Genomic DNA, 13,966 nt, shown 5'->3' on the forward strand with positions numbered 1-13,966 from the left:
TGGGGTTCTGCCGTGCCGGGCGGCCGTGAAAATCTAAGGTTCCTTCCTTAAGCAAACTGGACTAGTGTGAGCTGAATGACAGCTGCCCGGGCGAGTGTGACGATCGTCTCGGGGGAGTGTGCCGCGACCCTGGCACTCCGGGGTGGCGGCCCCTCACAGCTGACGTGGCGGGGGCTGGAGATGCTCGAGGGCTACGGGGCTCCGGGACAGCAGGCCACCGCACCACTGTCCGCGAATGTCGTCCTGGCCCCGTGGCCGAACCGGACCAGGGACGGGGTCTACAGCTTCGACGGACGGCATCACCGCCTGGAGATCACGGAACCGGGGAAGTCCACCGCCCTGCACGGCTTCGTCGCTGACCGGGAGTGGACGGTGGTGGCACAGGAGACGGACTCCGTCCGTCTCGTCGTCGAGCCGGGGCCGCAGCCCGGATGGCCGTGGCCTGTCCACGTGTCGGTGCTCTACTGCATCACCCGTGACGGGCTGCGGGCGGATCTCGCCCTGCGTAACGACGGCACGACGGACATGCCGGCGGCCGTCGGTTTCCACCTCTACCCGTCGGCCCTGGGTGCGTCGACCGACACCTGTTCGCTGACGGTGCCGACCCACCGGCACCTGCCCCTCGACGAGCGTGGCCTGCCGTGCGGGGAGGAGCAGGAGGACGTCGGAGTACTGCCCGACCGGAAGAACCCCCTCGCGGGGCGCGTGCTCGACCACTGCCTGCGGACCGACGACCCGACGTTCGTCCTGTCGCGTCCCGACGGTGCCGGTGTCGCGCTCAGCACCTCCCCGGAGCTGCGCTGGTTCCAGGTCTTCACCCCGGACGCCCGGACCGGGATGCCCTATCCGGGACGTCCGGGAGGTCGTGCCGTCGCCGTGGAACCGATGACGGCCCCTCCGGACGCCCTGAACTCGGGCACCGGCCTGGCACGTCTACCGCCGGGGGAGAGCCTGACCTGTTCCTGGCGTCTTGACGTCCTCGCCCCCTGACCCCGACAGAAAGCGCATCCCTCATGGAGACCGCACAGAACGTCCTCCGGCTCGACGCGAGCTGGGTGGACTACGCGCTGGTCGCCCTGTTCTTCATCTTCGTCCTCGGCATCGGCTGGGCGGCGAAACGCAGGGTCTCCAGCTCCATCGACTTCTTCCTCTCCGGACGTGGTCTGCCAGCCTGGGTCACCGGTCTGGCCTTCGTCGCCGCGAACCTCGGAGCCGTCGAGATCATCGGCATGTCCGCCAACGGGGTCGAATACGGCCTGCAGACCATGCACTACTTCTGGATCGGCGCCGTGCCGGCGATGATCTTCCTCGGCATCGTGATGATGCCCTTCTACTACGGCTCGAAGGTCCGCTCGGTGCCGGAGTTCATGCGACGCAGGTTCGGTAACGGGGCGCACCTGGTCAACGCGATCTCCTTCGCCGTCGCCCAGCTGCTCATCGCCGGGGTGAACCTGGTGCTGCTGGCCAAGGTGGTCAACGCGCTGCTCGGCTGGCCGCTGTGGGTCACACTGGTCGTCGCCGCGCTGATCGTGCTGTCCTACATCACCCTGGGTGGACTGTCGGCCTCGATCTACACCGAGGTCCTGCAGTTCTTCGTCATCGTCGCCGCCCTCGCCCCGTTGACCATCATCGGCCTGAACCGCGTCGGTGGCTGGGGCGGACTCAAGGAGCAGGTCCAGGACTTCCAGAACCATGCGTGGCCGGCGCAGGAACTCTCCGGTTTCAACAGCCCGGTGCTCTCCGTGATCGGTATCGTGCTGGGCCTGGGCTTCGTCCTGTCCTTCGGCTACTGGACCACCAACTTCGTCGAGGTCCAGCGCGCGATGGCGTCCGACTCGATCAGCGCGGCGCGTAAGACGCCGATCATCGGCTCCTTCGTGAAGCTGTTCGTCCCGTTCATCGTCATCGTCCCGGGCATGATCGCCTCCGTCGTCGTCGCCGCCTACAGTGACGGCGGGGACGCCGCCCCGAACGACGCGATCCTCTACCTCATGCGTGACCTGCTGCCCACCGGCCTGCTCGGTGTGGCGATCGCCGGCCTGCTGGCGTCGTTCATGGCCGGTATGGCGGCGAACATCTCCGCGTTCAACACGGTGTTCAGCTACGACATCTGGCAGGCCTACGTGGTCAAGGACCGCAAGGACGGCTACTACCTGACGGTCGGACGCTGGGCCACCGTCGGCGCCACCGTGATCGCCGTCGGCACCGCGATGATCGCCAACAACTTCGGCAACGTCATGGACTACCTGCAGACGTTGTTCGGCTTCTTCAACGCGCCACTGTTCGCCACCTTCCTGCTCGGTATGTTCTGGAAGCGGATGACCCCGCACGCCGGCTGGTCGGGCCTGGTCGCCGGTACCGCCGCCGCCATCATCTTCTGGGCCTTCTCCCTCGGCGAGGACCCGCTGGTGAACCTGCCCGGCCAGGGCACGGCGTTCGTCGCCGCCGGCCTGGCGTTCGTCGTGGATATCGTGGTGTCTGTGATCGTCACATCCTTCACCGCACCGAAGCCGGACAAGGAACTCGTCGGTTTCGTGAAGTCCGTGACCCCGAAGGCGATGCTCGAGGACCCGGAGGAGAAGACGCTGCCCTGGTACCGCCGTACCGTCCCGCTGGGCATGCTGGCCCTCGCCATCACCGTGATCCTCAACATCGTCTTCCACTGATTCCGGTGACCTGAAAGGAGAAAACAATGTCTGACACTGCACACACCGCGAGCGTCCCGACCACCGACCCTGCAGCTCCGACGAAGCACCGGGCCGGCGCCTTCGACATACGGACCGTGACCGCGGCCCTGCTCGGCATCTACGGGGTCGTCCTGCTGCTCTGCGCCGCGTTCCTCGACCCCGGGGTCAACCCCGACACCGGCGAGGCCAAGTCCTCCGTGGACAACCTCTGGACCGGTGTCGCCCTGCTCGTCGTCGCCGGAGTGCTGGTCCTCTGGGCGAAGCTGAACCCGGTCGTCGTCGACGAGTCACTCATCGACGAGGACAAACTGCCGGGGTCCGGCGACTGATGGGGGAGCACCCGCTGAAGATCACCCCCACCCGCCTGGCCGACGGCCGCGAGCTGATCTACTTCGACGACGACCCGGACGTCCTCGCCGGACGCGTCACCCGCGAACTCCACGACTCCCGGGACTCCCGTGACCTGCCGGCGACCGTGACCGAATCCGAGATGCGACGCGACCCGCTGACCGGCCAGTGGGTGACCTACGCCGCGCACCGCAACAACCGCACGTTCATGCCACCGGCGAACGAGAACCCGCTGGCCCCCACCACGCCGGGCAACCTGCCGACGGAGGTGCCCGCCGACGACTACGACGTCGTCGTCTTCGGCAACCGGTTCCCGTCCTTCTCGACGTCCATCGCCATGCCGGACGACCCGGCCGACTACGCGTGGAGCGTCGACGGGGAGGACCTGTACCCGCGGCGACCCGCGGAGGCCGCCTGCGAGGTCATCTGTTTCACCCCGGACGCCACGAAGTCCTTCCGCGACCTGTCGCTGCCCCGGATCCGTACCGTCGTCGAAGCCTGGACGCACCGCACCGCGGCCCTGTCGCGGATCGACAGCGTGGTGCAGGTCGCCCCGTTCGAGAACCGCGGCGAAGAGATCGGGGTGACGCTCCAGCACCCGCACGGGCAGATCTACAGCTACCCCTTCCTGCCGCCGCGCTCCCGCCAGATCCTGGAGAACGCCCGCGAGCACCGCGGCGCCACCGGGCGTGACCTCTTCGACGACATGCTCGCCGCCGAACATCGTGCCGGCACGAGAATCATCCTCAGCACCGCCGAGTTCACCGTCCTCGTCCCCGCCGCGGCGAAGTGGCCTGTCGAGATCATGGTGGTGCCGAACCGTCCCGTCGCCGACTTCACCGGCCTCACCCGGGACGAACGCGCGGCACTGGCACGTGTGCTGAAGCCGCTGTACACGGCCGTCGACCGGTTCTTCGAGGGCGTGGAGCGCACCCCGTACATCGCCGCGTGGAACCAGGTGCCGGTGCAGTCACGGCTCACCGGGGACGACGAGTCACTGCGTGGGGAGGGGCGTCTGCACCTGCAGCTGTTCTCCCTGATGCGCTCGCCGCACCGGATGAAGTTCCTCGCCGGTTCGGAATCGGCCTTCGGGGCCTGGATCAGCGACACCACACCCGAGGCGGTCGCGGAGAGGATGCGCGCGGTATGGCCCGACGACAAGGAGTGGCAGTGACATCTGACGGGACGCCTGACGGGACACCTGACTGGTGGACGACCCGCGACGACGACCGGCTCGCGTCCGATGCCCGAGCACTCTTCGCAGCCCACTTCGGGGTCAGTGCGGGCTGCGACGGCGTGTGGGCCGCGCCGGGGCGGGTGAACCTCATCGGCGAGCACGTCGACTACGCCGGCGGGATGTCCCTGCCGTTCGCGCTGCCGCAGAACACCGCTGCCGCCGTGGGACGTCGGACGGACGGTCTGCTGCGGCTGGTCTCGGTGCTGCCGGGGGCGGACGCTGCCGAGTACGCGGAGATCAACCTGGACGACGTGGGCCCTGGGCAGCCCGACGGCTGGGCGGGGTACGCGGCCGGTGCCGTGTGGGCGGGCCTGCAGGACGGGGTGATCCCGCACTGCGACGGACTGGATATTGCCCTGGTATCCGATGTCCCCGTCGGTGCAGGCCTGTCCAGCTCTGCGGCGCTCGAATGTTCTGTCGCATTGGCTGCCTACGAACTCGCCACCGGCCGGACACCCGGTGCCGAGGACCTTCCGCGGCTGGTTGCGGCGTGCATGTGGGCGGAGAACGAGGTGGTCGGCGCATCAACCGGCGGACTCGACCAGCGCAGCGCCTTCTACGGAACTGCGGGCATGGCCTTGGCCGTCGACTTCCTCAGTGACACGGTGGAGGCGGTCCCGTGCGATCTCGCCGCAGTCGGCCTGTCGCTGTTGATCATCAACACCAATGCGCAGCACCGGCTCGTCGACGGACAGTACGCGTCACGCCGTGGCGTGATCGACGCCGTCTCCGGGTATCTCGGCGTCCGGACCCTCGGGGAGACGCTGGCGGGGGCGCCCGATACCGCTGCACTGGAGGATGCCGTGACGTCCTGGTCGACCAGTCGGCAGGCCCGTGACCTGCTCGGCGGTAGTGAGGAGACGGGCCAGGTGACACAGGACGAGGTCACCCGGACCGCTCTGCGCCGCGTCCGACACGTCGTCGATGAGATCCGACGGACCAAAGACGGTGCTGTACCGGCACTGCGGGACGGTCGGGCGTTCCCTGCCTACGGCACTACCACCTCGCTCGGGGAGCTCATGAACGCCAGCCATGCAAGCCTCCGTGACCTGTACGAGGTGACGGTGCCCGAGTTGGATTGTGCACAGGAGAGCGCGCTGGCCTGCGGGGCACGGGGTGCACGGGTGACCGGTGGCGGATTCGGGGGCAGCGTGATCGCGCTGGTCGGGAATGACGACGTGGCGCAGGTCGCCACCGGTGTCACGGAGGAGGCCGCCCGTCGTGACTTCCCGGCACCGACGTTCTTCACCGCCGAGCCGTCCGCCGGGGCGCGCCGGATCGGATGAGGCTCGTCGGCCCGTTAACGGGCCCGTCGCAGCAGTCCGTTGCAGTAGCCCGGGGCGTTGTCGGTGTCGGTGGGGTGAGACCGACAACGCCCAGCCATCCCGTGACAAGCATCGGGGCGAGTTGTAGTCTGCGGGCCATGAACCAGCGGCGCGACGATCTTCTTGAACTGTTCTCCGAGGTGGATCCCTGGAAACTCCGGGGAGAGCCTCTGAAGGCCCCGGCGGACGAGTATTCCCCGGAAGTCGACCGCCTCATGGAGTATGACCGCCCGACGGTGCAGGACGTGCTGAGGGTTTTCGTGGAGATGGGGAGCACCGGGACGCCGTCGGTGGGGGAGGAGCCGGTATTCGGGGAGTATCCCGCGATCAGCGAGCGCGATGCACAGCGCCTGGCGGAAGGGATCGCGCAGATCCGGTGATGTCGCAGAACCCCGGGGCTACGGTGGTTTCACCGGTCCGAAACCGACGCAACCCCGGGGTTTCACAAAGGAGGCGGGGCCAACCCTTGCAGGTAGGAAAGCAGTGTGTCATCATCATCTGGTCCGGACGGCACGATGCCCCGGACACAGACCATCGCAGGGTGGACACCAGAAGTCAGAAGCGTCAGAGATCCGGAAAGGGGGAACGGCATGTTTAGGAAGCACCAGCTTTCGTCGTGGCAGCAGCTGCGACAGTCGCAGCTAGAGCTGCATGAGCTGCCCGCCGTTTCCCTGAACGGTCACTGACCTCCACCTCGCAATTCCCCGGGCGCGGCGTCAGTGCCGCGTCCGGACGAGAATCCACGGATGTCCCGTGTGACCCCTGCCGACCCTTCGGTCGGGTCGCCCCGGATCCCGACTTCTCCGCCACGGATGTGCGCCTGCCGCCGTCGCCCTTTCACCAGAAAGGACGACCATCATGTCCACTGACTCCGTCGACATACCGGGAGTGACGCTGAAGGAGAACAAGCTCCTCAGCTTCGCCTCCGACGTCGACGACAACACCCTTGACCAGGCACGGCAGATCGCCGGCCTGCCCTTCATCTTCCCGCACGTCGCCCTGATGCCCGACGCCCACTTCGGCAAGGGATCCTCCGTCGGTACCGTCTTCGGCACCGAGCGGGCCGTGATCCCCGCCGCGGTCGGCGTGGACATCGGCTGCGGGATGATCGGAGTGCGCACCACGTTCACTGCCGCTGACCTCACCGGACGGGATCTCACGGGCCTGCGTGACGCCATCGAGCGCACCATCCCGCTGTCCCCGGGCAACTACAACGGCTGGGATCTCGGCGGGACCGCCGAGGCCAGGACCCGCGAGCTCGCCACCCTGGCGGAGGACACCGGCGTGGACCTGGGCCACTCGAAGAAGTGGCGTCAGCAGCTGGGCTCCCTCGGCGGCGGCAACCACTTCATCGAGCTCTGCCTCGACGAGGAGGACCGGGTCTGGATGTTCCTGCACTCCGGTTCCCGCGGCGTCGGCAACAAGATCGCCCAGAAGCACATCAAGACCGCGCAGCGGCTGATGCGGAAGTTCTGGGTGCAGTTGCCCGACCAGGACCTCGCCTACCTGCCGGAGGGTACCCCGGAGTTCGACTCCTATCTGCGGGACCTCGCCTGGGCACAGCGCTTCGCCTGGTTGAACCGCGAGGAGATGATGGACCGGTTCTCCACCCTGCTCGGTGAGTGGGTCGGTCAGCCGGTCGACGAGACCGAGCGGATCAACTGCCACCACAACTACACCGTCAAGGAGCAGCACTACGGACGGACGGTGTGGTTGACCCGTAAGGGCGCGGTCCGCGCCGACGAAGGAGTGAAAGCGCTGATCGCCGGGTCGATGGGGACGGCGTCCTACGTGGTCGAGGGACGTGGCTTCGCGCCGGGTCTGCGCTCGGCACCCCACGGTGCGGGGCGGAGGTTCTCGCGGAACCAGGCACGTAAGCGCTTCAGTGCGGAGGATCTCGATGCCCGGATGGACGGTATCGTCTACCGGCCCGGTGACGCCTTCGTCGACGAGATCCCCGACGCGTACAAGGACATCGACGTGGTCATGGCGGACGCCGAGCCGCTGGTGCAGGTGCTGCACAAGCTGCGCCAGGTCATGAACGTCAAGGGGACGTAGCGGCGCTGCTCCTGACCGCGATGATCTCCCCGTGAGTACGCCCGGGTCGCCCTGGCCGTGTCGCCGTGTGGGTGACCGCGCACCCGGTGTCTTCGACGAGTGGGACGAGGACGTCGAGCGGCCAGTGGTACGCCGTGGTGACGGCATGGTCGAACGGCCCATGTTCTGTGGCGGTGAAGAAGCCGAGGAGCAGACCGCCCCCGGGCCGGACGCACCGGGCGAATTCTCCGAGAGCCGTAGCAACCTCGACTGCGGTGGAGTGGATGAGGGAGTACCAGGCCAGGACCCCGCCGAGGGACGAGGAGGGGACACCGAGGTTTTCGGCACGTCCGACGCGGTAGGGAACCTCCGGATACGTCTGCCGAGCCAGATCGATGAACTCAGGAACGGGGTCCACACCGGTGATGTCGACGCCTTGCGTGGTCAGCCAGTGTGTCCATTGGCCGGGGCCGCACCCGACGTCGAGCATGGGGCCGTCGACACTCCGTGCCCAGTCACCGACCAGTTGGAGATCCGTGTCCTCGACGTGGTCGATGTGCCCCACAACCTCGGTGTACTCCTGGGCACGGGCGCCGTAGGCTGCGGTTGCTGGTGTGGACATGACGACGAGGGTAGTCGGAGTGGGTGAACCCGGGTTTGCGTTACCGTTCTCAGGATCTGCCGACCGCGGACGTCAGATCCTGTCACCCAAACCTGAACCGGGGCGGGTGGGGACAAGACGCCGTCGCGCCCCGCAACTACCTACGGCGTGGTGCCGTGGATGTAACCGAAGCGGTGCTCGGTGGTGGTCACCGCCTGCTCCAACAGCATCGGCAGCAGTTCGCGGCGACCGTCAGGGAGGACCGGCTGGTCGAGCACGACCGAGCCGGAACGTGCCGCTGCCTCGTAGAGCTCCTCGTCGACCTCGCCGAGCGTGCGGATCCGCACGCTCGGCTGAACGCCGATCTCCGCGGCGAACTCCCCGTCGGAGACCATGCGCAGCCGGTTGGCGAGCTCGCCCATCTCGGAGGCCACCCCCGGGGTGGCGGACACCTTGAGCTCCGTGCCCGTCACCGACGCCCCGAGGTAGAGGCGCAGCAGGTCGCGCAGGTTCGCGTTCTTGCCGATGCGCACCCGCAGCGGTTCCAGCAGCGGACGGTAGCGGAACACGTTGGACTCCACCACCAGGGCGGTCCGGTCGTGCTCGATACCGAACTCCGAGGTCCATGCCTGCGCGTCCGACTCCGCGGCACGGCGCAGCCACCGGTGGTCGTCCTCCGAGAGCACGGGGTGGGCCATGCCGTGGAACTCACGCAGCATCTGGGTGATCGCCGTGGAGACGCTGCCGCTGTGCAGCTCGCTGATGTCACCTTCGGACCAGTGACCCTGCTGGGCCACGTAGTTGGGTCCGCCGGCCTTGGCACCGTTGCCGATCGAGGACCCCTTCCAGCCGCCGAAGGGTTGGCGCTGCACGATGGCACCGGTGATGCCGCGTTCGACGTAGACGTTGCCGGCCTCGACGCGGTCGCGCCAGAAGGCGGTCTCGTCCCGGTCGATGGTGTGCAGGCCGGCGGTCAGGCCGTAGCCGGTGGAGTTCTGCCAGTCGATGGCCTCTTCCAGGGTGTCGGCGTGCATGACGCCGGCGACGGGCCCGAAGCACTCGTGGGTGTGGAACCAGGCGCCGGGGCGGACGTTGTCGCGCAGTCCGGGACTCCACAGGGTGGCGTCCTCGGCGGTGCCGTTGAGCGGTTCGGGCTTCACCAGCCACTTCTCACCCTTGTCCAGCGTGGTCAGACCGCGCAGGAGTTTGTCACCGGCGGGTTCGATGATGCCGTTCATGTCGGTGGCGATGTCGTGGCCCGGGCCGACGTTGAGCGACTTCACGGCGTCGACGAGCTGCCCCATGAAGCGCTTGGACTTGCCCATCGACCCCACGGTGATGATCAGCGATGCCGCGGAGCACTTCTGCCCGGCGTGACCGTAGGCGGAGGCGAGGATGTCGGAGACCGCCAGGTCGGGGTCCGCCGCCGGGGTGACGATGATGGCGTTCTTCCCGGAGGTCTCGGCGTTGATGACCATCCTCGGGTCCCAGGAGCGGAACATCCGGGCGGTCTCGGAGCCGCCGGTGAAGATCACCGAGTCGATGTCCGGGTGGGAGACCAGGCGCTTGCCCGCCTCGCCCTCGTCGGCGTTGACGAGCTGCAGCATGTCCTCGGTGATACCGGCGTCACGCACGGCCTCGACGAAGATCTCGGCGATGCGCAGTGTCTGCGGGGCGGGCTTGATGACCACGCAGGCGCCGGCGGCGAGCGCGGCCATGCAGCCGCCGACGGGGATGGCGATGGGGAAGTTCCACGGCGGGACGACGGCGACGGTCCGGTAGGGGGTGAAGGTGGAGCCGCGGTGGCGGTCGATCTTGCGTGCGGACTCCGCGTAGAACCGGCAGAAGTCGATGGCCTCGGAGACCTCGGGATCGGTCTCGGCCACCGTCTTTCCGGCTTCGTGGACGGCGGCGGCGATGAGCCGGTGCCGGTTGTTCGCCAAGGCGTCGGCGGCGCGGTCGAGTACCTCGGCGCGCTCCGCGCCGGACTTCGAGGCCCACTCCTCGTGCGCGCCGAGCGCACGTTCGACGGCCGTGTCGACGGTGGCGGGGTCGGTGACCTCGTCGCTGACGGCGGGGCCGGGGTCGGACGAGGGGTCGACGATGCGGGCCGCCCACTCGCGGTTGGCCGGCAGATCGGAGTCGGTGTCCGGTTCGTTGACGAAGTTGCCGGGGACGCCGGCGGAGCGGGTACCGAGCTTCTGCCGGGCCTCCTCGGTGCGGTCCTGCGTCCGGCGGGGACCGGCGACGGTGGACCACCGGTCGCGGACGGCGGCGAGGTAGCGCTCGCGCTGCCCCTCCATCGGGGACATTCCGGTCTCGTCGTCGTCCTCGGGGGTGAACATGGCGTAGAGGAAGTTCTGCTTGGCGCCGTTCTCCTCGAGACGACGGACGAGGTAGCTCACCGCGACGTCGAAGTTCTCTTTCTTGACCACCGGGGTGTAGAGGATCACCTCGCCGACGACCTGCCGGACGGCGTCGGCCTGGGCGGGGGCCATGCCCTGCAGCATCTCGGCGTCGATCTGGTCCTCGACGCCACGCTCCACGGAAAGTTCGTGGGCCAGCGCCATGTGGAAGACGTTGTGGGTGGCCACGCCGATGCGGATGGCGTCGGCGTACTCCGGGTGCAGCACCCAGTCGAGCAGTCGGAGGTAGTTCGCGTCGACCTCGGACTTCGTCAGGTACGGCGCCTGGGGCCAGTCGTGGGTCTCGGCGTCCACCCGCTCCATGGACAGGTTCGCGCCCTTGACGATGCGGACCTTGACCTTCGCGCCGCCGCGCTCCCGGCGCTTCTGGGCGAACTCGGTGATCTGACGCAGGGCGTCGAAGGAGTCCGGGAGGTACGCCTGCAGGACGATCCCCGCCTCGAGGTCGAGGAACTCGTCCTCGCCGAGCAGTTCGGTGAAGATCCGCAGGGTGAGGTCGAGGTCCTTGTACTCCTCCATGTCCATGTTGATGAACGGGTGCGGGGAGCGCTTCACCGCCTCACGGTAGAGCGGGCGGAGCCGCTCCTTGAGCCGTTCGGTGGATCCGTCGAGGTCCCAGTGGTTCAGCTGGGAGACCACGGCGGACGGTTTGACGCTGATGTAGTCGACCTTGGGGTTACGCACCAGGTCGATGAGGTCGTCACGGCGGCGCACCGCCTCGTCCTCGCCGAGGACCGCCTCGCCCAGGAGGTTGATGTTGAGCCGGAAGCCGGACTGGCGGGCGTCGTCCAGCATCTTGTCCATGGTGGACCCCTCGGCGTCGAGGACGAGGTGTCCGACGACGGACCGCAGGTAGGCCCGGGCGATGGGCATCACGATCTGCGGCAGCAACGGTGCGGCGATCGAGCCTGCGGTCATGAGGATCTGGTCGACGACACCGAGGAAGCCCGGCACCGGCGCCTGCCGTTTGACCGGGTGCGCGATCTTGGCGAACTCCTCGGCGGCGACCTTGTTGTCTTCCGGACGTGCGACGCGGTCGACGAAGCTGAAGGTGAACTCCACGCCGCTGGGTTCGTGGACCATGTCCGCGAGTTGTTTGGTGGACTTGCTGGTCTCCGTGACCTGCAGCCACTTGTCGGCGAGGTTCAGCGACCGCCTGACCACGGCCTCCACGTCGTCGGCCTTCTGCGGACGGGTGGTGGCGGCGTCATCGTCGGTGCTGCTGCTTTTGGTGTTGCTGCCGTTGCCGCCGGCAGTCGGGCCGGACGGTGAGGTGGTCGATGAGGTGCTCGGGGACACGTCTGGTTCTCCTGTGCGGCCACGGGACGGTGGCCGGTCGATTTCGGCTGCGGTGGTGAGGTGGGGGCGCTCACTCAGCGGCAGGAGGGCGGTCGCCGACAGGTCGGAGTCGGGTCAGTCCGACACGGTCGGACGACGGCGGGCGATGCGGCACTGTGCTCCTCTCTCGTCATCTACGTCCGGCGTCCGAGATGTGACGGACGGCGGCGTCGGTCATGTCTGCAGCGCGCCGGGGCAGAGGAGAGTGGGCGCGCGGGGATGCGGGGTTCGAGCCTACGCCCGACCTCTCAGTTTCGCTTATGGCCGCATGCCAGCGGGTGTGACCGGACCCCACCCGTGGAGGTGGGGATGACCTCCCGGTCCTAGTTCGCCGGATACTCCATCGGCGCGCCGGGGCCGAGGGGGATGCCGAGCGCCCACCAGGCGAGGAAGAAGAGGAACCAGCCGACGAGCATCGCCATCGAGTAGGGGATGGACATCGACAACAGCGTTCCCAGACCCGCCTTCTTGTAGTAGCGGGTGAGGAAGGAGAGGGCCAGGGCGAAGTACGGGCTCATCGGCGTGATGATGTTCGTCGTCGAGTCACCGATGCGGTAGAGCATCTGGGTGACCTCCGGGGAGATGCCCACGTACATCATCATCGGCACGACCACGGGTGCCATCAGGGCCCACTGTGCGGACCCGGAGGTGATCATGAGGTTGAGCAGGCACACCATGACGATGAAGCCGATGAACAGCACCACCGGGGGCAGGTCCCAGGTCTGCAGCAGTTCGCTGCCCTTGATGGACAGGAAGTTGCCCAGGTTGGACCACTCGAACCAGGCGAGGAACTGGGAGACGGCGAAGAACAGGACCATCATCGGCAGCAGGGTCTTCAGCCCCCGGACCATGAACTCCGGGATGTCCGCAGGTGCGGTCACCGAACCGACGACGACACCGTAGACGGTGCCCAGCAGGAAGAACCCGAGCGCGATGGGCACGGCGATGTCGGTGATCAGCGGGCTGTCCATCACCGAACCGCCCTCGCCCTGCAGCGGGGAGCCGGACACGAAGAGCAGCACGAAGTAGACGGCCAGCCCGACCAGGCTGACCAGGCCGGCGACCTTCAGCCCCCGGACCTCCTTGTCCTTGAGGGTCAGGTCCGAGACCTCGTTGCCGTCCTCGTCGGTGAAGGCGACCTCCTCGTAGTTGACGTGGTCGTGGTCGACCAGCTGGTGGATCCGCCTGTTCATGAACAGTTCGGTGACCAGGGTGATGATCACCGACAGGACGATGGCGGAGGCCATGACGAAGAAGTAGTTCGACAGCGGGTTGACCACGTAGTCCGGGTCGACGATCTGCGCAGCGGAGGTCGACAGACCCGACAGCAGAACATCGGTGATGTTCAGCACCAGGGACGAGTTGAAGCCGCCGGAGGAGGCGACGAAGGCGACCATCGCGCCGACGATGGGCGAGCGTCCGATGGCGTGGAAGGCCATGGCACCGAGGGGGATGACGATGACGTAGACCGCGTCCGACGCCACCGACCCGGTGACACCGGCGATGGCGACGGCGAAGGTGAGGGTCCTCGGCCCGGTCTTCGCCACCATCGCGCGGACGAGTGCGCTGATGAGTCCCGCATGCTCGGCGACGGCGACACCGAGCATCACCGTGATGATCACACCGAGTGGCGGGAAGTCGGTGTAGTTGGTGACCACGCCGGTGACGATCTGGTGCAGACCGTCGGTGGTGAGCAGGTTCGTCACCTCGACCGGGTCCCCGGACTGCGGGTCGGAGGCGGACCACCCGGCCAGTGACCCCAGCCAACTGATGACGAGGACGAGGCCGCCGAGGATGACGAAGAGCCAGAACGGGTTGGGCAGCTTGTTGCCCAGCCATTCCACCCATCCGAGGAAGCCGTGGGGCCTGGACTTCCGGCCGGGTGTCCCCGGTGTGTCCGACGTCTGTTCTGTCTCCGACGAGGTCGGGGTCTCCTGTGGCGTCATGGGGGAGCAGACTACCAACGC

The 13,966-nt window shown here is 67.7% G+C and carries 10 protein-coding genes; 7 read left to right on the forward strand and 3 right to left on the reverse strand.

All coding sequences use genetic code 11. The annotated features are described in order from the left end of the window. Positions 1-75 precede the first annotated feature (75 nt). From PQI66_RS15155 to PQI66_RS15185, 7 genes are all read left to right on the forward strand, one after another. Positions 76-990 (forward strand): aldose epimerase family protein, encoded by a 915-nt coding sequence (locus PQI66_RS15155; RefSeq protein WP_339999365.1) that lies wholly within the window; start codon positions 76-78, stop codon positions 988-990. A gap of 23 nt (positions 991-1,013) precedes the next feature. After that, complete coding sequence (locus PQI66_RS15160; RefSeq protein ID WP_339999366.1) at positions 1,014-2,666, forward strand: sodium:solute symporter family protein; 1,653 nt, start codon at positions 1,014-1,016, stop codon at positions 2,664-2,666. A gap of 26 nt (positions 2,667-2,692) precedes the next feature. Then, entirely contained in the window at positions 2,693-3,016 is a 324-nt protein-coding gene (locus PQI66_RS15165; protein ID WP_339999367.1) for a hypothetical protein, read from the forward strand. 14 nt (positions 3,017-3,030) lie between these two features. After that, complete coding sequence (gene galT, locus PQI66_RS15170; protein ID WP_339999404.1) at positions 3,031-4,209, forward strand: galactose-1-phosphate uridylyltransferase; 1,179 nt, start codon at positions 3,031-3,033, stop codon at positions 4,207-4,209. After that, positions 4,206-5,558, forward strand: coding sequence for a galactokinase (galK, locus tag PQI66_RS15175; protein WP_339999368.1), 1,353 nt, complete (start codon positions 4,206-4,208; stop codon positions 5,556-5,558). Before galT ends, galK begins: the two co-directional genes overlap by 4 nt. Before the next feature lie 137 nt (positions 5,559-5,695). Next, entirely contained in the window at positions 5,696-5,977 is a 282-nt protein-coding gene (locus tag PQI66_RS15180) for a hypothetical protein (protein WP_075811713.1), read from the forward strand. Positions 5,978-6,455: 478 nt separating this feature from the next. Continuing rightward, complete coding sequence (locus PQI66_RS15185) at positions 6,456-7,655, forward strand: RtcB family protein (RefSeq protein ID WP_339999369.1); 1,200 nt, start codon at positions 6,456-6,458, stop codon at positions 7,653-7,655. Here PQI66_RS15185 and PQI66_RS15190 read toward each other — a convergent pair. From PQI66_RS15190 to PQI66_RS15200, 3 genes are all read right to left on the reverse strand, one after another. Beyond that, on the reverse strand, positions 7,642-8,256 hold the full coding sequence (locus PQI66_RS15190; RefSeq protein ID WP_339999370.1) for a class I SAM-dependent methyltransferase: 615 nt from the start codon (positions 8,254-8,256) through the stop codon (positions 7,642-7,644). The genes PQI66_RS15185 and PQI66_RS15190 overlap by 14 nt on opposite strands. Positions 8,257-8,396: 140 nt before the next feature. Further along, positions 8,397-11,834, reverse strand: a complete 3,438-nt coding sequence (locus tag PQI66_RS15195; RefSeq protein ID WP_445228045.1) for a proline dehydrogenase family protein — start codon at positions 11,832-11,834, stop codon at positions 8,397-8,399. A 488-nt stretch (positions 11,835-12,322) separates the two neighbouring features. After that, a complete protein-coding gene (locus PQI66_RS15200) occupies positions 12,323-13,945 on the reverse strand; it encodes an AbgT family transporter (RefSeq protein ID WP_339999371.1) in 1,623 nt (540 codons plus the stop codon). Positions 13,946-13,966: the final 21 nt, after the last annotated feature.

The organism is Corynebacterium sp. USCH3 (assembly GCF_037619475.1).
In the GTDB taxonomy this organism is placed as follows: domain Bacteria; phylum Actinomycetota; class Actinomycetes; order Mycobacteriales; family Mycobacteriaceae; genus Corynebacterium.

Excerpts from the sequence above, each read along its gene's own strand:
- PQI66_RS15155 (WP_339999365.1), top strand. The coding sequence starts at position 76 with ATGACAGCTGCCCGGGCGAGTGTGACGATCGTCTCGGGGGAGTGTGCC.
- PQI66_RS15200 (WP_339999371.1), bottom strand. The coding sequence starts at position 13,945 with ATGACGCCACAGGAGACCCCGACCTCGTCGGAGACAGAACAGACGTCG.
- PQI66_RS15180 (WP_075811713.1), top strand. The coding sequence starts at position 5,696 with ATGAACCAGCGGCGCGACGATCTTCTTGAACTGTTCTCCGAGGTGGAT.
- PQI66_RS15185 (WP_339999369.1), top strand. The coding sequence starts at position 6,456 with ATGTCCACTGACTCCGTCGACATACCGGGAGTGACGCTGAAGGAGAAC.
- PQI66_RS15165 (WP_339999367.1), top strand. The coding sequence starts at position 2,693 with ATGTCTGACACTGCACACACCGCGAGCGTCCCGACCACCGACCCTGCA.
- PQI66_RS15190 (WP_339999370.1), bottom strand. The coding sequence starts at position 8,256 with ATGTCCACACCAGCAACCGCAGCCTACGGCGCCCGTGCCCAGGAGTAC.
- PQI66_RS15160 (WP_339999366.1), top strand. The coding sequence starts at position 1,014 with ATGGAGACCGCACAGAACGTCCTCCGGCTCGACGCGAGCTGGGTGGAC.